We start from the raw sequence: 24,089 nt of genomic DNA, 5'->3' as shown, positions 1-24,089 counted from the left end.
TCCGTCCGGCAATACCAGCCAGGGCGGTCAGGTTACGGCACCGGATCTCACCGCGCCGGATGCCCCGGCCAATCTGGAGGTCTCTCCTGACGGCAAAACCGTCACCGGTACCGCTGAGCCGGGCAGCACCGTTACCCTGAAAGATGCCGATGGCAACACCATCGGAACGGGCAAAGCGGGTAGCGACGGGAAATTTACGATTGATCTCGGTACGCCGCTTACCAACGGAGAACAGATCACCGCTACCGCCACCGATCCGTCCGGCAATACCAGCCCGGGCGTTCAGGTCACGGCACCGGATTTAACCGCGCCGGATGCACCCGAGATTGTCACCGTCAATGATAACGTGGGCGCCGAAACAGGCCCGCTGAGCAACGGACAACGCACGGACGATGCCCGTCCGACGTTCAGCGGCATCAGTGAAGCCGGCACCGTCATTACCTTCTATGACAACGGGAAACCGATTGGCACCGCCACAGCCGATGCCACCGGGAAATGGAGCTTTACCCCGTCGACCAACCTGTCTGAAGGCAACCACGCCATTACCACCACCGCGACCGATGCCGCAGGCAATACCAGCCCGGCGTCCACGGCGGTAACCTTCGTGGTCGATACCGTCGCGCCTGGCGCGCCAGCGATCGTCAGCATCACCGATGATGTTGCGCCTGGCACCGGCACGCTCGGGAGTGGAAGCAGCACCAACGACCCGCGGCCACAGCTCACCGGCACGGCGGAAGCGGGCTCGACGGTCACCATCTATGATAACGGCATTGCCATTGGCACAGCGGTTGTGGGCAGTAACGGAAGCTGGAGCTTTACGCCGTCGGTGAATCTGAGCGAAGGCAGCCACCAGCTTACCGTGCGCGCTACCGACGTCGCCGGTAACACTGGCCCGGCCTCGCCGGTCTTTACCGTCACGGTAGATGTCACCGCGCCGCAAACGCCTTCCGGATTTATCATTAACGACGACACGGGCGTACTGAAAGGGGCGATCGGTGCCGGGCAATTTACCGATGCCTCAGAGCCGCGCCTGACGGGCAGAGGTGAACCGGGCAGCACGATCACGGTTTACGATAACGGCGTTGTTATCGGCACCACCACCGTTCTGCCGAACGGTACCTGGAGCATCACGCCGACGAGTCCACTGGCAGAAGGCACACACTCGATTACCCTGCGGGAAACCGATGCGGCAGGCAACCAGAGCGGTCTGTCTCAGCCGATCAACTTTACCGTCGATCTTACGCCGCCAGACATGCCGGTTGCGACGCTCAACTCCGCAGGCACCCAGATCACCGGTACCGCCGAGCCGGGCAGTAAAATCGTCATCACCAACAATGCCGGGCTGCAAATCGGGACCGCCACTGCCGACAGCAACGGCAACTATGTCGCCAACCTGAACCCTGCGCAGACCAACGGTGAGATTATCTCCGTGGTCGCCTCCGATGCCGCAGGCAACCAGAGCTCACCGGCGCTGGTTAACGCAGCGGATATCACCCCGCCTGCCGCACCGGGCAACCTGGTGGTGGCGGAAGACGGGGCCAGCGTCAGCGGAACCGCCGAGCCAAACAGCACGATTATCATTAAAGCGCCGGACGGTACGATCATCGGCCAGGCCACCGCCGGTCCGGACGGCACATTTACCATCCCGATTTCGCCAGCCCAGACCAACGGCGAAGCCCTTGAAGTGACGGCCACCGACGGCAGCGGCAACACCAGCCCGTCTGGCTTTGCCGACGCGCCAGACAGCACCCCACCGCTGGCGCCGGAAAACGTGGTGATCTCTGCCGACGGCACCACCGTAACCGGTACAGCCGAGCCGGGCAGTACCGTCACCATTCGTGAAAATGGCGTGAAGGTCGGGGAAGCGGTCGCCGACGATCAGGGGAATTTCAGCGTAGATCTGATCCCGCCGAAAGCCAACGGCGAAGCCCTGACTGCCGATGCCACTGATACCGCCGGAAACACCGGTCCGACCGCGCCGTTTGACGCGCCGGACATCACCGCGGCACAAACCCCGGTCATCACGGGCGTGGTGGATGATGCCCCCGGCGTCACCGGTCCTGTCAGCCAGAACGGTCTCACCAACGACAGCACGCCTACCATCAACGGAACGGGCGAGCCTGGCACCACCATCACCCTCTACAGCGGTACTACCGAAATTGGCACCGCAGTCGTGTCGGCGAACGGTCAGTGGTCCATCACGCTGGAAACCGCGCTACCGGACGGCGGGCACGTACTGACGGCGACGGCGGTTGACGCCAACAATAACTTCAGCGGGACATCCAACACCTGGAGCATCACGGTGGATACCGCCGCCCCGGGCGCGCCGGCCATTACGCAGGTCATTGATGACGTACCGGGCCGCACGGGTGCGCTCGACACCAATGAAACCACCAACGATACGCTCCCGACGCTGAACGGTACCGGCGAGCCGGGCTCCACCGTGACGATCCGCCTGGACGGACAGGATATTGGTACTGCCGTTGTTAACAGCGGTGGCGCATGGACCTTCACGCCCACTACCCCATTAGTGAACGGGCAGCATACGTTCACCGTCGTCGCGAGCGATGCGGCCGGCAACGCCAGCGCACCATCAGCCGGCTTTACCCTTACCGTCGATACCACCCCGCCACCAGCGGCCACCATTGACACCGTTTCCGATAACGTGGGGCCCGTGCAGCTTCCGCTTAACAGCGGGGACACCACCGACGACACGCTGCCGCAGTTGCAGGGAACCGCACCGGACGGCACCACCATCACGATCTATGACGGAACCACCCTGCTCGGCACGGCCGTGCTCGACGGCAGCGGTGGCTGGAGCTTTACGCCAACCACGCCGCTGACGGACGGCCCGCACTCGCTGACGGTCCACGCAACGGATGAGGCGGGTAACACCACCATTTCGCCGCCGTTTGAACTGGCGATCGACACCACCGCGCCTGCAACGCCGGATATTCCTGAGATCACCGTCAACCCGGACGGCGGCACGCCGGGGACGGCCCTGAATCCTGGGGAGACCACCCGGGATACCACGCCAACCCTGAGCGGCTCGGGCACGCCGGGCGATACCGTCAACATTTACGATGGCGCCACCAAAATTGGTGAAGCCGAGATCGATGGCGACGGTAACTGGAGCTGGACACCCACCACTCCGCTGCCTGACGGCACCTACGATCTCTCCCTGACGGTGACCAACCAGGACAGCGCCGGGAACGAAAGCGCCCCGTCCACGCCGGTGACCATTACCATTGATACCGACGCGCCTGCCCAGCCGGGAACCCCAACGGTGACAGACAGCGTAAGCCAGATCACCGGCCCCGTGCTGGATGGCGAATCCACCAACGATCCGCGTCCGGTCCTGAGCGGCACCGGTACGCCGAATGACGTCATTACCATCTATGACCAGGTGGGTACAGGCGAGCCGCAGGCCGTGGGCAGCGTTACGGTGGACGGTAACGGTAACTGGAGCTGGCGTCCTGAGAACAACATTGGCGAAGGGACGCACGAATACACGGCGACCGCCACCGATGAAGCCGGGAACGAATCTGTGCCATCAGCCGGTATCACGATAACGGTCGATACCCTCGCCCCGGACACCCCGACCATCAGCGACATCGCCGGCGCGCAGAACGGCGGGTCCACTAACGACACCACACCGACCCTGAGCGGAACCGGCACCACCGGCGAGACGGTGATCATCTACAACAACGGCGTGGAAGTGGATCGCGTTGAAGTCGTCAATGGCGGATGGTCCTATACCCTGCCGACGCAGACCGACGGCCCGCTGAATATCACCGTCGCCGCGGTGGACGATGCCGGTAACGTTAGCCCGGTAAGCCCGGTCTTTACGGTGGAGGTTGATACGCAGGCGCCAACCGTGCCGCAAATTGACGCCGTCTCTGACAGCCAGCTGACCAACAGCGTGCTTTACACCCGCGACGGTACGCCAACCCTCACCGGGATTGGCGAGCCGGGTTCGAGCGTCACCGTCTCCGTTGATGGTGTCGCCTCGCCGGTGGTCGTGGAGGTTCAGCCGAACGGGACATGGTCCTGGACCGCCGACCCTGCGCTGACCGAGGGGCCGCATACCTTCTCAGTAGCCGCGAGTGACGCGGCGGGGAATACCTCCGCCAGCTCCGGCGATCTCAGCGTGACGGTGGATACCCTGCCGCCTGCAACGCCAACCAATATCACCATTGCCGCGGAGGGCACCCCGCTGACCGGTACGGCGGATGACGGAACCACGGTGACGGTTCGTGACGCCAACGGCAATGTCATCGGGACCGGGGTCGCGACGGGAGGCACCTTCTCCATTGCCCTCTCCCCGGCCCAGTTGGATGCCGCGACGCTGACGCTCACCGCCACGGACCCCGCAGGCAATGCCAGCCCGTCAACCACCTTTGACGTGCCGGACTCTCCGCTCGAGCTGCCTGCGGTGCCGGTGATTACGGCGATCAACGATGACGCCGATCCCGTCACGGGCGACGTGAAAGATAAAACCACCAATGACGTCACGCCTACCCTTACCGGTACCGCCGATCCGGGCAGCGTGATCGCCATTTATCAGGATGGGGTGCTGGTTCTGCTGACGAACGTTGTTGCGGATGATAACGGCAACTGGAGCTACACGCCGCTGTTGCCGCTGACGGAAGGGCCACACACCTTTGCCGTGACCGCCACGAATACCACCACCGGCGAGACCAGCGGACAGTCGCCGATCGCGACCGTGACCGTCGACCTTACCGCCCCGACAGCGCCAGCCATCGGTGCGGTGACTGATGACGTAGGTCCGATCACCGGCCCAATCGCCGACGGGCAGAGCACCAACGACAACCGTCCTACCCTGACCGGGACAGGCACGGCCGGGGACACCATTACCGTGTACAATAACGGCGACCCGCTGGGCACCGTTGTTGTCGGTCCGACCGGCACCTGGAGCTACACGCCGCCTGCGCTGGACGACGGCAGCCACACCCTGACCGTGACCGCCACCGACCCGGCGGGCAATGAGAGCACCCCGTCGGCCGGGATCACCATTGTGGTCGACACCGTCTCCACCACGCCGGTGATTACCAGCGTGACGGATAACGCAGGCAATGCGGCAACGCCTGTCCCAAGCGGCGATCCAACCAACGACACCACGCCAACCCTGACCGGTACCGCCGAGCCGAACAGCGTCGTCGCCATTTTTGATGGCGCCACGCAGATTGGTACCGTGGCAGCAGACGGTACCGGCGCCTGGACATTTACCCCTGAAACCGCCCTCGGCGAAGGGACGCATGACTTTACCGTCAGAGCGACGGATCCGCAGGGCAACGTCAGCCAGCCGTCCGGCGTCTGGAGCATCAATATCGATCTGACGGCGCCACAGGTGCCGACGATCGATACGGTCAGCGACAACGTCCCGGGAGGCGTGACCGGCCCGCTTACCGCCGGGCAGGTCACCAATGACACCACGCCAACCCTGAGCGGCACCGGCCAGGCGGGCACCACCATTCACGTTCTGAATAACGGCGTGGAGATTGGTACCACTACGGTCGACGGCAACGGTAACTGGTCCTTTACGCCGGATCCGGTTCTGACTGACGGGACGTATAACCTGCGCGTCAACGCCAGCGATGATGTCGGAAACGTCTCCGCCAACTCGCCAGTATTCGCCTTTACGGTGGATACCACCGGCCCTGCGGCCCCGGTGGTTACCACGGTGATAGACGATGTCAGCCCGGGAACGGGAATCATCGCCAGCAACGGTTCCACCAACGACACCCGTCCAACCTTCAACGGTACGGGGGAAGTGGGCGCAACGGTGCACGTTATTGTCGATGATGTGGAAATCGGCACGGCGGTCGTCAACGCCCAGGGTAACTGGACCTTCACGCCGACCACCGCGCTGGGTGAAGGGCCGCATACCATTACCTTCAACGCCACCGATGCCGCAGGCAATACCGGGGTCACCTCGCCACCGTTCAACCTGACGGTGGATACGTCGGTGCCCGACGCACCGGTCTTTACCCCTGCAACCGACAATGCCGGTCCCGTGCTGGGCCCGGTCGCCTCGGGACAAAGCACAGACGACACCACGCCAACGCTGAACGGCACCGCGGCAGCCAACGCGACCATCACCATCTATGAGAATGGTCAGCAGGTGGGCACCGCCGTGGCTGATGCCAACGGCGTATGGAGCTTCACCACCGGCACGCTGGCAAACGGCAGCCACACCTGGACCGCCACGGCAACCGATGCCGCGGGCAACGTCAGTCCTGCCTCACCAGGCTTTACGCTGGTTGTGGATACGACTGCGCCTGCCGCGCCGGTTATCACCCAGGCGATTGACGATGTTGGCACCATCACCGGGGCGATTGGCTCCGGCCAGACCACGAACGATCCTCTCCCGCGCCTGGTGGGGACCAGCGAGCCGCTGGCCACCGTGAATATCTACGAAGGCACTACGCTGGTGGGCACCGGTACTGCCGATGCTAACGGCAACTGGACCGTGGATATCACCGTGCCGCTGGGCACCGGGTCACACACCTTTACCGCAGAAGCAACGGATCAGGCGGGGAACACCGGCGCGCCGTCCGCCGACTTCAGCCTGACCATTGACACCACGCCGCCAGCGCTACCGGTGCTGACCAGCATCACCGACGACGTCGGTAATGCTGCGACGCCTGTCGCCAACGGCGGGTTAACCAACGATGCACGTCCAACGCTCACCGGTACGGCAGAAGCCGGCGCGACGGTAACCATCTATGACAATGGGGTACAGATTGGCACCGCGGTCGCCACCGGCGGCGCGTGGAGCTTTACGCCGTCCACCCCGCTGGCTGACGGGCCGCATAATCTGACCTTCTCCGCCACCGACGCCGTGGGCAACGCCAGCGCGCAGACCGGGGGTTACACCATCAATGTGGATGCCACCGCCCCTGTCGCACCGGCAATCACCTCGATTGTGGATGATGTGGGAACCGTCACCGGCCCTGTCACCGGCACCAACCCAACCAACGACACCCGTCCGACCTTAAACGGTACGGCGGAAGCCAATGCCACCGTACGTATTTACGACGGCACGACGCTGGTAGGAACCGTCACTGCCGATGCCAACGGCAACTGGACGCTGCCGCAAACCAGCACCACGCTGACCGAAGGCGCGCATAACTTCACCGCCACCGCCACCGATGCCGCGGGCAATACCAGCGCGCCATCGCCGATTATCACGATCAACGTTGACCTGACGCCGCCACCAGCCCCAACCGGGCTGGCGGTGATCACCAACGGGACGCAGGTTACCGGTACGGCGGAAGCAGGAAGTACCGTCACCATTACCAGCAGCACCGGAACTGTGCTTGGTACCGCCGTCGCGGACGGCAGCGGAAACTTCAGCGCCACCCTCACCCCTCCACAGACCGGCGGGGAGTCACTGATTGTCTTTGCTACCGATAAGGCCGGTAACGCGGGTATCACCACCTCCGTGATTGCTCCGATCACCACGATCCCGAACGCGCCGGTTATCGCTAACATCGACGATAACGTTGGCACGGTGACGGGCAACCTCACCAACGGGAAAACCACCGATGACACCACGCCAACCCTGAGCGGCACGGCGCAGCCAAACGCGACTATCACCCTCTATAACAACGGGGTGCTGATGGGCACGGTCACCGCAAATGCCAGCGGCAACTGGAGCTTCACCACGCCGGTGCTGAGCGAAGGGCCGCATGCCTTCACCGCCACGGCGAGCAACGGCTCGGGCACCAGCCCGATTTCCACCTCGACCACCGTCATTGTCGATCTCACTGCGCCAACGGCCCCGACCGGGACCTTCAACGCAGACGGCAGTGTACTGACCGGTAGCGCCGAAGCGGGCAGTACCGTCACCATCCGTCTGGCGGATAGCTCAACGGTCACCGCCACGGCAGACAGCAACGGCTCCTGGAGCTACACCTTCCTCAATAAACAGACGGAAGGCCAGACGCTGCAAATCACCGCCACCGACGCGGCAGGCAACGTCTCGCTGCCCGGCTCAGCCCTTGCGCCGGTGGTGCCGCTCTCAGCCAGCACCAACGTTGAAGAGCTGGCGCTGACAACCACCGCAACGGTGACCAACTCACAGTACAGCGACTATGGTTTCCTGCTGGTGGGCGCCGTAGGTAACGTGCTGACGCTGCTCGGCAACGACACCGCGCAGGTAGGTTTCACCGTCGGCAGCGGCGGCAGTGCGGATATTGCCGTGAACGCCAACGCCACGGGTGCCGTACTCTCCCTGCTCAATACCCTTGAGCTGGTGGTACAGCGCTTTGACGCCGCCAACAACACCTGGACCACCGTGGTCGACACCGGACAGCCGCAGTTCGCTGACCTGCTGACCCTCGGCGCGACGGGGGTGTCGCTGAACCTGACCGGTCTGGCGGATGGTCAGTATCGCGTCCTGAGCTACAACACTAACCTGCTGGCAACCGGCTCTTACACCAGCCTCGATGTGGCGGTGAAAGAGACCAGCGCAGGCACCGTGTCCGGCGAGACCAGCGTTGTCGGGAACGTCATCACCGACGTGGACCCAACCGCAGGCAGCGACAACGCCCCGGCGGGCACCACCGTCACCGCGGTCACCAACGCCCAGGGCACCACCACCAGCGTCACGGCTGACGGCACGGTGATTCAGGGGCAGTACGGCACGCTGACCATCAACCTGGACGGCAGCTATACCTATAACCTGACCAACACCAGCGCCGCCGTCATTGGGCGCACGGAGAACTTTACCTACACCATCACCCACAACGGCACCAGCGCCTCGGCAAATCTGGTTCTGTCGCTGGGCGAAGGCACCAGCAGCAGCGGTATCGTGGCCGTGGACGATACCGCCTCGCTGACCTTCGATACCACCGTGGAGGCGATTAACAACGGCACCTCGTCGCAGGGCGGCTTTACCCTGGTGGGGATCAACCTTGGCAATACGCTGGGGCTGAACCTGCTGGACGATCTGGCCAACCCGATCATCTATAACGTGGAAGAAGGCACCACCCGCACCATGACCGTTCAGGCGTCCGTGGGCGGCGTGGCGCTGGCCTCGGTGTTCGACCTCTACATCTATAAGTTCAACAATGCAACGCAGACCTTCGAGCAGATGCGCGTTGAACCCGGCTGGCTGCGCGCGCCGCTGCTGGGCGGCACCTCCTCGCAGCTGACGCTGAATCTGCCCGCCGGCGAGTACCTGTTCCTGCTCAATACGGCGGCGGGGATCACCGCGCTGACGGCCTACACGCTGAACGTCTTGCAGGATCATGTCTACAGCGTGGCAAGCGTGAGCGAGAGCACCACCGGGGATGTGCTGGCGGATGATATTGCGCCAGCGGGTACCGTGGTCTCCGACGTTAACGGCGAGGCGGTGAACAGCAGCGGTCTGACGGAGATCACCGGCGAGTACGGTACGCTGCGGATCAACGCGGCCGGAGAGTACACCTACACCCTGAACAGCGGGGTCGGCGCGGACCATATCAGCACGCCGGATACCTTCGTCTACACCATCACCGCGCCTGACGGCTCGAAAGACACGGCATCGCTGAACATCACCCCAACCGCGCGCCCAATGGATGCGGTAAACGATGTCAGCACCGCGATGGACGTCACGTCGGTTCACCATACGTCAACCTATACGGATACCTCCGTCGGCACCGCCAGCTGGACTACCGCCCTGTTGGGGTCAACGCAGGGCAGCGGAAGCGGGACCTTCGTGGTGGATGCAAACACCGCGCTGCATAACGCCTCGCTGCACTTTAACGTGGCCTCGCTGCTGGCACTGGGCGGGCTGACGGTGAACTGGTCAATCACTGACGGGACGAATGTGATTCGCAGCGGCTCCTTCAGCGGAGGCTCACTGCTGGGCGGCAGCATCGACGTTCCGCTGACCGGGCTGGATCTCAACGCCGGGACCTATACGCTGAACTTTACCGGCAGCGTACCGGGGCTGAGCGTGGGGAACATCACCATTACCCCAAGCGTAAACGGCACGACCTACTCCCTGTCGCAATTCGACGCGACGGGCACCCACACCGTTGACGGCAATATCTTCGACGGCACCGGCTCCGCAGGGGCGATGGACCAGCTGCACTCGGTTGATACCCGCGTGAGCATTACCAGCTACGACGGCGTTACCACCACGCTGGATCCGTACACCGGCAGCACGATGTCCAACATCACGGGCCACTACGGGACGCTGGCGATTGCCGCTGACGGCAGTTACACCTATACCCTTAACCCGGGGATCTCGCTCTCTACCATTACCAGCAAGGAGGTCTTTAACTACACCCTGACCGACGCCAGCGGCACCACGGATACCGCGTCGCTGACCATTGACATGGCGCCGAAGTTTGTCAGTTCGGAGCATAACGATGTGATTAGCGGCACGGCCTACGGCGACACGCTGATTTATCAGGTGTTGAACAATACGGCGGGTAACCCTACCGCAGGTAACAGCACGGGCGACCACTGGACGAACTTCTCCCTCACGCAGGGAGACAAGATCGACATTGGCGATCTGCTGGTGGGCTGGAACGGTAGCGCGTCGACGCTGGGGAACTATGTCTCTGTTTCACAAAGCGGTAACAATACTGTGATCTCCATCGACCGTGACGGCACGGGAGCCGCCTACATTAAATCTGCGCTCGTTACGCTGGACAACGTTCAGACCACCTACGACGAGCTTGTAAACCAGCAACACATCATTACCTGATAGCACCTGCAAGAAATGACCCGGGCGCACACAGCGCCCGGGCATAAACAAAAAAGCAGTACTTTTTATTAGGGACAAGACATGGGAAAGAAGATGCCTTACTGGTGGCTCTCGTGCTGCCTGATATCTGTGCCCGCTATCGCGGCAAACCCTGCGGCGATGATTAATACCGGACAATTAAGCGAAACGCAGGAACTCCCCTCTTTAAATGGTCGCGTGGCACCCGTAGCCAGCAAAGCCGCCCCCGGCACGCTACAGCTGAATGAAGCGGTTAACCGCGCCGTGACCTGGCATCCGGCCATCAGTGAAGCCGTCGGCAAACTTTATCAGCAGAGCGAAAATGTGGATGTCGCCAAATCGAAATATTATCCGCAAATTAACGCCGGCATGGATAACGGTTATAGCCACGACGGCGACGATAATGGCTTTACCCCTTCGCTGGTGCTTTCTCTTTCGCAAATGCTTTACGACTTCGGCAAAGTCGCAAGCCAGGTACGCGCGGAAAACGCGGGCGTCGCCCAGCAGCAGGCCAACGTGCTGGTGAGCATCGACACCATCGCCCACGATACCGCCATCGCCATGGTGCAGGTGCAGACCTGGCAGCAGATGGTCGAGACCGCCAAAGAACAGCTGGATGCCCTGTCCTCCATCGGCACCCTGACGAAACAACGTAATGATGAAGGCGCAACGTCACTCTCTGACGTGGTGCAGACCGACGCCCGCATCGAAGGGGCGCGTGCGCAGCTGATGCAGTATCAGGCCAGCCTCGACAGCTCGCGCGCCACGCTGATGAGCCTGCTGGGCTGGGACAGCCTGAACGCGGTCAGCAATGACTTTCCGCAGAGCCTGGCCCGCAGCTGCGACATCGCCGAGCCGGACGATCGTCTGGTGCCCTCGGTATTAGCGGCCTGGGCGCAGGCCAACGTCGCGCAGGCTAATCTCGACTATGCCAACGCGCAAATGACCCCTACCGTTTCGCTGGAGCCGGAAGTTCGTCACTACCTGAACGACCGCTACGCCGGCAACGAAACGCGGGACCGCACCCAGTACTCCGCGTGGGTAAAAGTGCAGATGCCGCTCTATCAGGGCGGCGGCCTCACCGCCCGGCGTAACGCCGCCGGACACGCGGTGGAATCCGCCCAGTCCACCATCCAGCGCACCCGTCTTGAGGTGCGGCAAAAACTGCTGGAAGCGCGCAGCCAGGTGATGAGCCTGATGAGCACGCTTCAGATCCAGGGCCGTCAGGAAGCGCTCAGCGCCCGCACCCGCGAGCTGTATCAGCAGCAGTATCTCGATCTTGGTTCCCGCCCGCTGCTCGACGTGCTCAACGCCGAGCAGGAGGTGTATCAGGCGCGCTTTACCCAACAGCAAACCGCCGGACAGCTGCATCAGCTTCAGCTCAACTGTCTGTACAACACCGGGCGCCTGCGTCACGCGTTCGATCTTGAAAACCGCACCATCCAGACCGTGGAGATCCAGCCATGAAGCAACGCGATATCCCGCAGGGTGAAAACATGACGGATGAGGCGCTGGGGCAGTGGGCGCAGGCGTTTGGCTATGTGGCGACGCGCTATCGCGTTGCCTGCTCGCCAGGCTCGCTGATCGCCGGCGCGCCGTGGCTGAAAGGCAAACCGATGGTGCCCGCGCTGACGCAGCTCGCCCGTGAAGCCGGGCTGACATTCCAGCTGCTGACGGCCGATCAGCACGCCATCAACAGCTGGCGTCTGCCGGTAGTAGTGGAGCTGAACGACGGTAAAATCGGCGTGATCGACAATTTCGACGGCGAGGATACGCTTGAGGTCAGCTTTTTCGACGACAGCACGCACACCAACCGCCTGTCGATGAGCGCGATGCTGCCTGCCATCCGCCACGTCATCGCCCTGCGTCCGCTGGCGGCGCTGAAGGACAGCCGCGTGGATGCCTATATCTCAAAATACCGCCCGGACTGGCTCTACCGGCTGGTGATGCGCGACCTTCGCCCTTACAGCTGGGTGATGCTGGCGGCACTGTTCATTAACGTGCTCTCCCTCTCGGGCATCGTCTTTTCCATGCAGGTGTATGACCGGGTGATCCCCGCCCAGTCCTATCCGACGCTCTATGTGCTGACCATCGGGGTGCTGATCGCCACGCTGTTTGGCTTTGTGCTGCGCGTGGCGCGCGGACACATTATGGATCTGCTGGGTAAACGCTCGGATCTGCGCGTCTCGGATCGGGTGTTCGGCCACGCGCTGCGGCTGCGCCACAGCGCCATTCCGCGATCCACCGGCAGCTTTATCTCCCAGCTGCGCGAGCTGGAGCAGATCCGCGAGATGGTCACCTCCTCCACCATCTCCACCATCGTCGATCTGCCGTTCTTTATCCTGTTTGTGATTGTGCTGGCGATCATCGCCCCGCAGCTGGCGTGGATCGCCCCGGTGGCGGCGGTGATCATGGTCCTGCCCGGCCTGCTGCTGCAAAAGAAGCTGGCGGAGCTGGCGAAGCAGTCGGCGCATGAATCGACCCTGCGCAACGCGGTGCTGGTGGAGAGCGTGCAGGGGCTGGAGGACATCAAGCTGATGCAGGCGGAGAACCGCTTTTTGCAGCAGTGGAACAGCTATATCCAGATCACCGCCGAATCCGGCCTGCGCACCCGCGAGCTGACCCAGAACCTGATCAGCTGGGGGATGACCATTCAGAGCCTGGTGTATGCCGGGGTGATCGTGGTGGGCGCGCCGATGGTGATCGACGGCACCTTAACCACCGGTTCAGTGGTGGCCGCCTCAATGCTCGCCTCACGGATGATCGCCCCTATGGCGACGCTGTGCGGCGTGCTGGCCCGCTGGCAGCAGGTGAAGGCGGCCAAAGAGGGGCTGGACAGCATTATGCAGCTGCCGACCGAGAATCAGCGCGAAGAGACGCCGATCCGTCAGGACGTGCTGCGCGGACATTACCTGTTCGAGCAGGCGCAGTTCCGCTATCACCCGGAAGATCCGCGCATGGCGCTGCGCATTAACCGTCTGGAGATCAAAGCGGGCGAGAAAGTGGCGATCCTCGGGCGCAACGGCGCGGGCAAATCAACCCTGTTGCAGGCGATGGCAGGCGGGATGGATCTGGCGGGCGGTGAACTGCGGCTCGACAACCTCAGCCTGCCGCATCTGGACGTGGCTGACGTGCGGCGAAACGTTGGCTTTATGACCCAGAACGCCCGGCTGTTTTACGGCACCCTGCGCGAGAACATCACGCTCGGCATGCCACGCGCCACCGATAAAGAGATCTTCGAGGTGCTGGAGATGTGCGGCGCGGCCAGCTTTGTGCAGAAGCTGCCGAAGGGGCTGGATTACCCGATTATGGAGAACGGCGTCGGGCTGTCCGGCGGGCAGCGGCAGTCTGTTCTGCTGGCGCGGATGCTGCTGCGCGATCCGAATATCGTGCTGATGGACGAACCGACCGCCTCTCTTGATGAACATACCGAGCGGGAATTTCTTCAGCGCCTCGGGGCGTGGCTTGGCAACCGTACGCTGATTGTCGCGACCCACCGCGTGCCGGTGCTGGAGCTGGTGGAGCGCGTGGTGGTACTCAAAGATGGCATGCTGGTGATGGACGCGCCAAAAGCCCAGGCGCTGAACAACAGCCGTATGCAGCAACAGCAGCAGGCAACCGGACGGGAGTGGAAAAATGAAAATCAGTCAGCGTGACGTTGCCGCAGTAGAAGATCTGGATAACGCGCTCGACTCAGAAAGCGGTTATACCGGTGCCCGGCGCATTGTTTTCTTCTCCCTGCTGATGTTTGTGGTGCTTGGCGTCTGGGCGTGGTTCGGGGTGCTGGACGAAGTCTCAACCGGTACCGGGAAAGTGATCCCCAGCTCACGCGAGCAGGTTTTGCAGTCGCTGGATGGGGGCATCCTCACCGAGCTGAACGTGCACGAAGGGGATCAGGTGCAGGCCGGACAGGTGCTGGCGCGGCTGGATCCTACCCGCTCGGAATCCAACGTCGGCGAAAGCGCGGCGCGTTACCGGGCATCGCTGGCCTCCAGCGCGCGTCTGTATGCCGAGGTGAACGATCTGCCGCTCAAATTCCCGCCGTCCCTGGCGAAATGGACCGACCTGACCGCCGCTGAAACGCGGCTCTACAACTCGCGCCGCGCCCAGCTTGAGGATACCCAGCGGGAGTTGCGCGCCGCGTTAGATCTCGCGAACAAAGAGCTGGCGATCACCCAGCGGCTGGTGAAAACCGGGGCCGCCAGCCACGTGGAAGTGCTGCGCCTGCAACGGCAGAAAAGCGACCTGGAGCTGAAGCTCACCGACGTGCGTTCCCAGTATTACGTGCAGGCCCGTGAAGCGCTGTCGAAGGCCAACGCCGAGGTGGATATGGTGTCAGCGATCCTGAAAGGCCGCGAGGATTCCGTTACCCGTCTGACGGTGAAGTCTCCGGTGCGCGGGATCGTGAAAAACATCAAAGTGACAACGATTGGCGGTGTGATCCCGCCCAACGGTGAGCTGATGGAAATTGTGCCGGTGGATGACCACCTGCTGATTGAAACCCGCCTCTCGCCGCGGGATATCGCCTTTATCCACCCTAATCAGGAGGCGCTGGTGAAAATCACCGCCTACGATTACGCGATTTACGGTGGGCTACACGGGGTGGTGGAGACCATTTCGCCGGACACCATTCAGGACGAAGCGAAGCCGGAGGTGTTCTATTACCGGGTATTTATCCGTACCAGCCAGGATTATCTGGTGAATAAGGCGGGCAGGCACTTCTCGATCGTGCCAGGGATGATAGCGACGGTGGATATCAAGACCGGGGAGAAAACGGTGCTGGATTATATGATCAAACCGTTTAACCGGGCGAAGGAGGCGCTGAGGGAGCGGTAGTCAAACGCCGGGTGGCGGCTGCGCCTTACCCGGCCTACATTCTCGCAGGCCCGCGCAAGCGCAGCGCCGCCGGGCATTAATCCGTACGCAAGACGTGGAATCCGCCTCGAAGAATTAACCTTTAGTCATGCATCACACTTCCCTTCAGCCATGACCAGGGTAATATTACTCGCAGACAAAACGCACTTGCGCACAGTGCAGGAGTGCATTACTATCCACTCAGCTCAAGGACTGGAGCTTACCAGCATTATGATTAATCATTTTCGGGATCAATGGCTTGAGGATTTTTTTCTCTACGGGAGATCGAGCAATGTTATTCCTTTGAATCTGGAAACAGCGCTTGCAAGAAAGCTCGACATCATCAATGCGGCCATGTCGCACCTGGATTTACGATCGCCACCGGGCAATATGTATGAAGCATTGAGTCCTCCGTTGAAGGGATATTCCTCTATCCGGGTAAACAGACAATACAGGCTTGTATTTCGCTGGTCAGAGGGAAAAGCAGACGATCTCTATCTCTCTCCACACAAGTACACGCAACACAAGTGAGGCATCACCTATGACACTTCAACAGGCACTCCGCAAACCCACCACGCCGGGCGAGGTGTTGCAGTATGAGTATCTTGAACCGCTCAATCTGAAAATCAACGATCTGGCAGAGATGCTAAATGTACACCGCAATACCGTAAGCGCATTGGTCAATAACAATCGCAAACTTACTGCCGATATGGCGATCAAACTGGCAAAAGCCTTTAATACCACTATTGAATTTTGGCTGAACTTACAGCTAAACGTTGATATCTGGGAAGCGCAATCTAACTCCCGCACGCAGGAGGAGTTAAGCCGGATAAAAACCGTTGCGGAAATCATGGCGAAGCGAAAATCCGGCAAGCCAGACGTTACCCTGCACGGGAACAGCGCATAACGGCATCTGCCATTATGCGCATCCTGTTACAGGGAAATTTTGAGGCGTCGAACCGCTTCTTTAAGCTGCTCATCCGTTGGGGTAACGAAAGACATGCGCAGCGTGGTATGGTCCGGCTCGTTGCAGTAGAAGAACTCACCCGGCACAAACACGACGCCGTTGCTCAACGTTTTTTCCAGCCATTTCGTCGTATTGATGCCGTTGTTCATTTTCGCCCACAGGAACATGCCGCCCTTTGGCTTGTGGAACGACATCACATCGCCCAGCTCCGCTTCCAGTTCCGTTGCAAAGGTCTGGTATTTCTGGCGATAGGCTTCGCGGATCATTTTAATCTGATTCGCCAGACGACCGGTTTTCAGATACTCGTACGTCATCAGCTGCGACAGCGTGCTGGTGTGCAGATCGGTGGTTTGCTTGAGGTTCACCACCGCGCGCTTCAGCCACTCCGGCACCAGCACCCAGCCCACGCGGGTGCCCGGCGCGAGGATTTTAGAGAAGGTGGAGGTGTACACCACGTTATCCTCATTGCCGATATCTTTGGCATGAGCAATCAGCGGGCGGAACGCTTCGTCGGTGTAGTTGATCTCGCTGTACGGGTCGTCTTCGATAATCACGAAGTCATAGCGCTTCGATAATTCCACCAGCTGTTTACGACGCGCTTCGGAGAGCGTCACGCCGCCCGGGTTACCAAAGGTTGGCACGATATAAACCGCTTTGATGGTTTTGGTGGCTACCAGCGCTTCAAGTTCATCCACTTTCATGCCGTCGCCGTCGGTGCCAACGGATTCAAAATTCGCCTGCGCCAGGCCAAAGACCTGCAACGCGGCGAGGTAGGTAGGCCGCTCCACGACGACCGTATCGCCCGGGTTAATTAACGCCCGCGCCAGCACGTCAAGCGATTGTTGCGAGCCGGAAGTAATGACCACGTCATCGGCTTTACAGGCGATGCCGCGACCTTGACAGATGCGTTGGATCTCTTCGCGCAGCCCCGGGACGCCTTCCGTCAGGCCATACTGGAACGCTTCGCCAAAATGCTGAGACAGCACGGCATCAGCAGCGATTTTTAAACCCTCATGATCGAACAGGTCCGGATTTGGAATACCGCCACCCAGCGAAATCACGCCTGCCATTTTGCTATGTTTTAATAATTCACGGATGGCAGAGGATTGCAGGCCCTGCGCGCTGCTGGCGAGTTTGTTTGCAGACATTCTTTACTTACCTTCTTTTTTTATATTGTGCCCAATCTTAGCAGAATATGGGCAATAAATTCCGTTAGCTTAGGCAGCGGCCGCAAATCCTGACGCCACAGTAAATGCACCGGCCTCGGCGCGGGCGTAAACGCTTCCAGAACCCGAACCAGCCTGCCGCTCGCCAGCTCTTCCGCCACCAGCACTTCCGGTTGCAGCAGGAGTCCCGCCCCGGCTCGCGCCGCCATGCGTAAGCCGTAGCCGTCATTGCATCGTAAGACGGCATCACGCTTCCAGCGCACTTCGCCTTCCACTCCCGGCAGCCGCCACTCGTTACGCGCCGTCCAGACCGTGTGCGACAGGCACAGGTGATCCACCAGATCGGCTGGCGTTTGCGGCGTACCGTGACGCGCCAGATAATCCGGCGCGGCGCAGATCACCATGTTGTAGGGACACAGGTATTTCGCCACCAGATCCTCATTACGGATCTCACCGATACGAATGGCCAGATCGACCCCTTCCTCTACCAGATCCACCATTCGGTTGGTGAGATCCAGTTCGATGCGCACTTCCGGGTAACGCTGCAAAAACGTGGCCGTCAGAGGCGCGATAACGCAGCCGCCAAACGAGGTAGGCGCCGTCACGCGCAGGGTGCCGGCGGGCGTGGCTCGCAGACGCTCAACCGCGTTTTCAGCAATCGAGACCTGCTCCAGCACGCGCCTGGCCTCTTCGAAATAAACGCGTCCGGCATCCGTCAGGCTCTGGCGACGGGTGTTGCGCTCCAGCAGCCGCGTACCGAGCTGCGATTCCAGCTGCGCAATATACTTCCCGACCATTACCGCCGACATCTCCAGCCGGGCCGCCGCGCCGGTAAAGCTGCCGCTTTCCACCACCGCGATGAACGTCTCCATGCCGCGAAGCTTATCCATATTACGAACCTCTGGTTAGCAATCTTCTAACATCAGCCCAGTTTATCTGAATTTTTATTTATTAAAGAATGAAGGCTCACAACATAAGGAGTCTGCTATGAAAATCGTCATTATTGGTGCCAGCGGTACCGTCGGTCGTGCTGTGACAGAAGAGCTAAGCCGTCGCCACGAGGTGATCCGCGTGGGTCGCACGCAGGGCGATCATCAGGTGGATATCACCTCGCAGGCGAGCGTGCAGGCGCTGTTCAAAAAGATCGGTCCGGTGGATGCGATTGTCTCCGCCAGCGGAGGGTTGCACTTCGGCCCGCTCTCAACCATGACCGACGGCGAGTTCAACCAGGGTTTGCAGGATAAGCTGCTGGGGCAGGTTCGTCTGGCGCTGACCGGCCAGCACTACCTGAACGAAGGTGGCTCGATTACGCTGATAAGCGGGATTGTGGCGCACGAGCCGATTGCCCAGGGCGTGAATGCCACCACGGTTAACGCCGCGCTGGAAGGGTTTGTGCGCGCCGCGGCCTGTGAACTGCCGCGCGGTATTCGCATTAATCTGATCAGCCCGACGGTGCTGACCGAATCCGCCGAAGTGTACGACGGCTTCTTCCCGGGCTTTGAAAGCGTTCCCGCCGCGACCGTTGCGCAGGCTTACCGCCGCAGCGTCGAAGGGGTGCAGAGCGGGCGGGTGTATAAAGTCGGTTATTAAGCCTTACGGGCGGCGATCAGCACCAGCATCGGGCGCTCTGCCTCTTCTGCCAGCGCGGGCCAGGCGTCAATTTGCGCCTGCGTTGGTCCCCACTCATTGACTTCGCTTATTGTTAATCCGGCCTTGATCAGCGCGTTAAGCGTGGTGCCCAGCGTACGGTGGTATTTAATCACCCCGTCTGCCAGCCAGTTGCTGACGCGCTGGCTTTCGTCCTGATAATGGTTCACGCCCCAGAACCGCTCGCCGCTGTTGTCCGTCAGCCAGCCCTGACGGGAGGCGCAGGTGTAAATCGGGTGCTCCATTGAGAAGACCAGGCAACCGCCGGGTTTAAGCGCGCGCTGAACGTGGGCAAATAATGTGTTCAGTTCCGGCAGATAGTGCAGCGCCAGCGAGCTGTAGACCAGATCGAGGCTGTTCTCGTTGAGCTTGAGAGATTCCAGATCGCTACGCTGATAATGAATCTGTGGATCGGCGGTAAGCTCCGCTGCACGGGCGAGCATCTTTTCGGAGATATCTACGCCCGTGACGTCAGACGCGCCCAGCTCACGCGCCGCGCGGCAGAACCAGCCATAGCCGCAGCCGAGATCGATAACCGCTTTGCCGGTTAAATCCGGCAGCATCGCCCTGAGCGCAGGCCACTCCGGCGCGCCGTCCAGCCCCTGCACCGAGCGCGGAAGCTGAGCGTAGCCTTCGAAAAACGCCGGATTGTCGTAGATGTTTTGTGCCATGGCAGATCCCTCTTTAAGAATGTGCATAGCAGTATACTGCATTGTCGGGTGGCGGCTTCGCCTTACCCGACCTACAAAATCTCCGAACCGTAGGCCGGGTAAGCGCAGCGCCACCCGGCACCACATTAACCCACAGAGCCCCAGACCAGACTCCCCTTATGGAACGTAGCGGTACGCGGAGAGATGCGTGCCACGGCCTCGGCGGAACAGGAGGCATCCAACAGCACAAAGCTGGCGTCGTCCTGCGCTTTCGGCCACGCGCGTTCGCCTTTGTCGTTCAGCGGCAGCACGTCGCCGGTGGCGATGCCCAGCGCGCGCGAAAGCGTCTGCTCATTCGGGCGAATATAGAGCTGGGCGTAGAGATTGGCTTTCTCCAGCATGTCCCCCAGACCGTACGGCGACCAGTGGTCGATCACGCTGTCGGTACCGGTCATGACAAACACGCCTTTATTACGCAGCTGCTTCAGCGGCATGTGCAGGGTGCCAATCGGCACGGTGGAGGCGATGGTCACCTGTTGTGCCGCCATGCGGGTGGCGATCTCATCCACCTCTTGCTCGTTAAGCGTCGCCAGGGCGAAGGCGTGGCTGATGGTCAGCTTCCCCTTCAGCGCCGGCGTTTTCTCCACGGTTTCTACCATGTAGTTCACCGCCGCCACGCCCGCCGGGCTGGTTTCATGCAGATGGATATCCACCCCTTTGTCATAATCCAGCGCAATCTGGAACATGGTGTCGAGGGATTTCTCCATCGCGCCGTCGACGTTGGTTGGGTCCAGCCCGCCCACGTAATGCGCCCCCGCCTGCATCGCCTCGCGCATCAGCTTTTCAGAATGAGACAGCAGCAGGCCGTGCTGCGGGAAGGCAACGATTTCACAGTCAAAACCAGGGCTTCGGCGCGCCAGTACCGCCTGCAAATTTTCCAGGTTTTTCAGGCCGGAAACCGGCTCTATGTTGCAGTGGCTGCGGGCGATGGTGGACCCTTTGGACTGGAGCAGGTCGATCAGCTTTTCGGCGCGTTCTTGCGTGTAGGGCTGTAACTCCGGCAGCAGCTTCTGCTCCAGGCGGATCATGTCCTGAATGGTGGTGCCCGCCGGACGGTTCAGGGAGCGCCACGGGCCACCGTAGAAGGTTTTATCCAGATGGATGTGCATGTCGCGCATCGCCGGGAGCATCAGCTTTTTGCCCGCGTCGAAGTGCGGCAGGGTCGCGTCCGCGTGGCTGTTGTTGTCGCGCAGGGCGACGATTTTCCCGTCTTTGATTTCCAGCGTTTTCAGCTCGGTGCGGGTACTTGTCGCCACGCTGCCGTCGAAGTTAAACCCGGCTTCCAGCAGCACGTTGTCGAGATAGTAATGTTTAGGGGTGATGTTCATCGGTTTACCCGTCTCGCAGGTTGCCTTTGCTGAATCGGCAGCATACGCGACGGAACCCGTGGCGCCAAACAGCGCGCAGGCGGTAACCATTTTGCCGCTCTGGCTGATAAACTCGCGGCGGCTTTTATTCTCACTCATCTTATCTTCCTTCATTAACAATGTGGGTACCCGTTTCACCGCGCAGCGCCGCGGGCAGGCAGTCCGGCGAGGTAATGATCACCCGCCTGCCGCCATGGCGTAAAAATTCCAGCGAGGCGACGATTTTTGGCAACATGCTGCCCGCCGGGAAGTGGCCTTCATCCATGTAGCGCGTCATCTGCGCCACGTTCACCGTGCTCAGCGCCTGTTGATTCGGCTTGCCGAAGTGGATGCACACTTTCTCCACGCCGGTGGTGATCACCAGCACGTCGGCGCGGATCTCGCGCGCCAGCAGCGCGGTGGAGAGATCTTTATCTATCACCGCATCCACGCTCTGGTAATCGCCCTGTTCACTGCGCACCACAGGAATGCCTCCGCCCCCCGCGCCGATCACCACAAATCCTTTCTGCGTCAGCGCCTTGATAGCGTCTGCCTCAACGATGCGTCGCGGCTGCGGTGAAGCCACCACGCGGCGATAGCCCCGGCCTGAATCCTCGATAAAATGCCAGTCCGGGTGCGCAAGTTGCAGTTCGTCGCGCTGCGCCTCGCTGAAGAACGCGCCGATGGGTTTCGTCGGGTGCGTAAAGCCAGGATCGTTTTTATCCACCTCCACCTGGGTGACGACCGTGACCGCTTTTTGTTCCCCGCGCGCCGCCAGGCGGTTGTTGAGCGCCTGCTGGATCAGGTAGCCGATCCCGCCCTGGGTATCCGCCACGCAGTTTGCCAGCGGGGTCAGCGGCAGCCCTTCCCGCTCGTGGGCGATTTCGGCGCGGCGCAGATCCAGCCCCACCTGGGGGCCATTGCCGTGGGTGAGCACGATGTCATAGTCCGAGGCCAGCATTTCGAGCACCGACTCTGCCACCGCTTTGACCGCCTGCGCCTGATGCTCAATCGACTGGCTGGCGTTGTCTTTGATAATGCTGTTGCCGCCGATGGCGACGACCATAAGCTCTTTCATTTTGTTTCCTTTAGAAGGTGCGTTCTGGTGCCCTCATCCCGGCCCTCTCCCACAGGGAGAGGGGGATTAACAGAGGTATCCAGCACATGCTTCACCACAAACATCCCGCCCATCATCAGGTAGGCCGTGACGAACATCAGGGAACTGCCCTCGGCAAAGCCCACCACCGGCGCGTGGATCACCCCAAACAGCGCCAGCAGCGCTCCACCGGCTGCCGCGACGGCCCCACGCAGCGGTTTGTTGAGGATGGCGAAAATGGCGATACAGCCCCAGAGCATGCTGGCGAGCGGCGCGCCGTTGCCGAGATGCATCAGGCCTTCGTAGTAGATCCCCTTGCTGTGCAGCACGTCGGTGCCGATTTTCGCCGCGCTGGTCCCCGCCGCGCTCATCACGCTGTTCATCATGGTCAGCGCCCAGTTGGCGATCCACGGGAACAGGCAGATGAAGATGACGGGCACCTCCACTTTCGGGGTCTCCCTCACCACCTGGTTGGCGGTGACGACGCCGATAAACACCAGAATCGGCACGATGGCGGTCATCGGTATGATGGCGAGCATAAAGGCCCCCAGCCCGAACAGCGGCACGATGAACATGGTCACGCCGGACGCCAGGGTGTAGCCGATGCTGGCGCCCATCGCTTTCCAGCCAGGATGGCCGACGTATACCGTGACCGGGAACGGATTGCCCATCAGGCAGCCGAGCATCGAGGCCAGACCGTTCGCCAGCATTACCTTGCGGGTCGGGTATTCATCCCCCGCCGCGTGGGCGCTTTCGATGTTCTCCAGGTCAAAGATGTAGTTCGCCAGCCCCAGCGGTACGGCGGACGCCAGATACGGCAGCGCGTGCGGCAGTCCCTGCATGAAGCTGTCCACGTGCACTTCTGGCGGGTTAAAGCCGAATGATGACATGGACGTTTTAATGGCATCCGGGCTTTGCAGGCCGGAGATCCACGCAAGCAGAGTACCGGCAATTAACAGCAGCAGGCCGGTCGGGATTTTGGCGAAAATCGGCTTTTTACCGAACCAGTTAATGAAGATCAGCAGCAGGACGATAAACGACACGGTCGGCGCTTCGAACGCCTGCAACATCGGGTTCATCGCCAGCAGCAGCAGGCCAAGACCGGACAGGCACGACAGCAGCACGGTACGCGGGATCATCTTGCGGATGGTTTCCCCCAGGAAGGAACCGCCCGCGAGGATCATCGCTTCCACAAAGCACCACACCAGGCCAATCTGAATCGCGAAATCCGCATCGCCGGTTTGCTGGTAAACCGGCATTAAGACCAGGAAGGTCACGGTAAAAATCGACGGCGCGCTTGGGCCGGACGGCAGCGCGGTGACGTCCGTTCGTCCGGTGGCGCGCGCCATTTGCAGGCCAAACCACGTATAGCAAAGACTCGCCACCAGCACCGCCAGCCCGAAGGCTGGCGCGATGCGTCCATAAACAATCTCCTTCGGGATGCCGACGACAAAAATGAGCAGCCCCATCATGGTCAGCAAATTGGTCAGGTTGTTGGTCATCAACCCGAAATAAGCTGCCCAGTCACCTCTTTTCCACTCCAGTTTCATGTTTTTCAT

13 protein-coding genes are annotated in these 24,089 nt (G+C 61.1%); 7 read left to right on the top strand and 6 right to left on the bottom strand.

The annotated features are described in order from the left end of the window. The 6 genes from IM290_RS11265 to IM290_RS11240 form a co-directional block, all read left to right on the top strand. The coding region (locus IM290_RS11265; RefSeq protein WP_227009298.1) for a BapA/Bap/LapF family large adhesin at nucleotides 1-10,726 on the top strand (10,726 nt) is incomplete at its 5' end. An 81-nt stretch (nucleotides 10,727-10,807) separates the two neighbouring features. Beyond that, on the top strand, nucleotides 10,808-12,211 hold the full coding sequence (locus IM290_RS11260) for a TolC family outer membrane protein (RefSeq protein ID WP_023295304.1): 1,404 nt from the start codon (nucleotides 10,808-10,810) through the stop codon (nucleotides 12,209-12,211). Continuing rightward, on the top strand, nucleotides 12,208-14,400 hold the full coding sequence (locus IM290_RS11255; protein WP_193042563.1) for a type I secretion system permease/ATPase: 2,193 nt from the start codon (nucleotides 12,208-12,210) through the stop codon (nucleotides 14,398-14,400). The genes IM290_RS11260 and IM290_RS11255 overlap by 4 nt, the downstream gene beginning before the upstream one ends. Next, on the top strand, nucleotides 14,381-15,580 hold the full coding sequence (locus IM290_RS11250; RefSeq protein WP_017382757.1) for an HlyD family efflux transporter periplasmic adaptor subunit: 1,200 nt from the start codon (nucleotides 14,381-14,383) through the stop codon (nucleotides 15,578-15,580). Before IM290_RS11255 ends, IM290_RS11250 begins: the two co-directional genes overlap by 20 nt. A 249-nt stretch (nucleotides 15,581-15,829) precedes the next feature. Further along, complete coding sequence (locus tag IM290_RS11245) at nucleotides 15,830-16,129, top strand: type II toxin-antitoxin system RelE/ParE family toxin (protein ID WP_015571638.1); 300 nt, start codon at nucleotides 15,830-15,832, stop codon at nucleotides 16,127-16,129. Between the two features lie 10 nt (nucleotides 16,130-16,139). Further along, nucleotides 16,140-16,505: a HigA family addiction module antitoxin gene (locus tag IM290_RS11240; protein ID WP_193042562.1), complete on the top strand. Its 366-nt coding sequence runs from the start codon at nucleotides 16,140-16,142 to the stop codon at nucleotides 16,503-16,505. A 26-nt stretch (nucleotides 16,506-16,531) separates the two neighbouring features. Here IM290_RS11240 and IM290_RS11235 read toward each other — a convergent pair whose 3' ends face one another. Together IM290_RS11235 and IM290_RS11230 are read right to left on the bottom strand one after the other, a co-directional pair. Beyond that, nucleotides 16,532-17,713: a PLP-dependent aminotransferase family protein gene (locus IM290_RS11235; RefSeq protein WP_015571640.1), complete on the bottom strand. Its 1,182-nt coding sequence runs from the start codon at nucleotides 17,711-17,713 to the stop codon at nucleotides 16,532-16,534. 20 nt (nucleotides 17,714-17,733) lie between these two features. Next, complete coding sequence (locus IM290_RS11230; protein WP_015571641.1) at nucleotides 17,734-18,621, bottom strand: LysR family transcriptional regulator; 888 nt, start codon at nucleotides 18,619-18,621, stop codon at nucleotides 17,734-17,736. Between the two features lie 97 nt (nucleotides 18,622-18,718). Between IM290_RS11230 and IM290_RS11225 the strand changes: the two genes are divergently transcribed. Next, the gene (locus tag IM290_RS11225) at nucleotides 18,719-19,321 is read left to right on the top strand and encodes a short chain dehydrogenase (protein ID WP_193042561.1); all 603 of its coding nucleotides are present in this window, start codon (nucleotides 18,719-18,721) and stop codon (nucleotides 19,319-19,321) included. Here IM290_RS11225 and IM290_RS11220 read toward each other — a convergent pair. The 4 genes from IM290_RS11220 to IM290_RS11205 form a co-directional block, all read right to left on the bottom strand. Beyond that, nucleotides 19,318-20,049, bottom strand: a complete 732-nt coding sequence (locus tag IM290_RS11220; RefSeq protein ID WP_193042560.1) for a bifunctional 2-polyprenyl-6-hydroxyphenol methylase/3-demethylubiquinol 3-O-methyltransferase UbiG — start codon at nucleotides 20,047-20,049, stop codon at nucleotides 19,318-19,320. The genes IM290_RS11225 and IM290_RS11220 overlap by 4 nt on opposite strands. 125 nt (nucleotides 20,050-20,174) lie before the next feature. Next, nucleotides 20,175-21,554, bottom strand: a complete 1,380-nt coding sequence (locus IM290_RS11215) for an amidohydrolase family protein (protein WP_193042559.1) — start codon at nucleotides 21,552-21,554, stop codon at nucleotides 20,175-20,177. 1 nt (nucleotide 21,555) lies between these two features. Beyond that, nucleotides 21,556-22,512, bottom strand: coding sequence for a carbamate kinase family protein (locus tag IM290_RS11210; RefSeq protein WP_193042558.1), 957 nt, complete (start codon nucleotides 22,510-22,512; stop codon nucleotides 21,556-21,558). Beyond that, entirely contained in the window at nucleotides 22,509-24,089 is a 1,581-nt protein-coding gene (locus tag IM290_RS11205) for a hypothetical protein (protein WP_017382763.1), read from the bottom strand. Before IM290_RS11205 ends, IM290_RS11210 begins: the two co-directional genes overlap by 4 nt.

Origin of the sequence: Enterobacter cloacae complex sp. S1 (genome assembly GCF_014930525.1) — a bacterium.
GTDB lineage: Bacteria > Pseudomonadota > Gammaproteobacteria > Enterobacterales > Enterobacteriaceae > Enterobacter > Enterobacter hormaechei_C.
The sequence above is the reverse complement of the archived record's forward strand: the minus strand, read 5'-3'. Positions and strand labels throughout refer to the sequence as shown.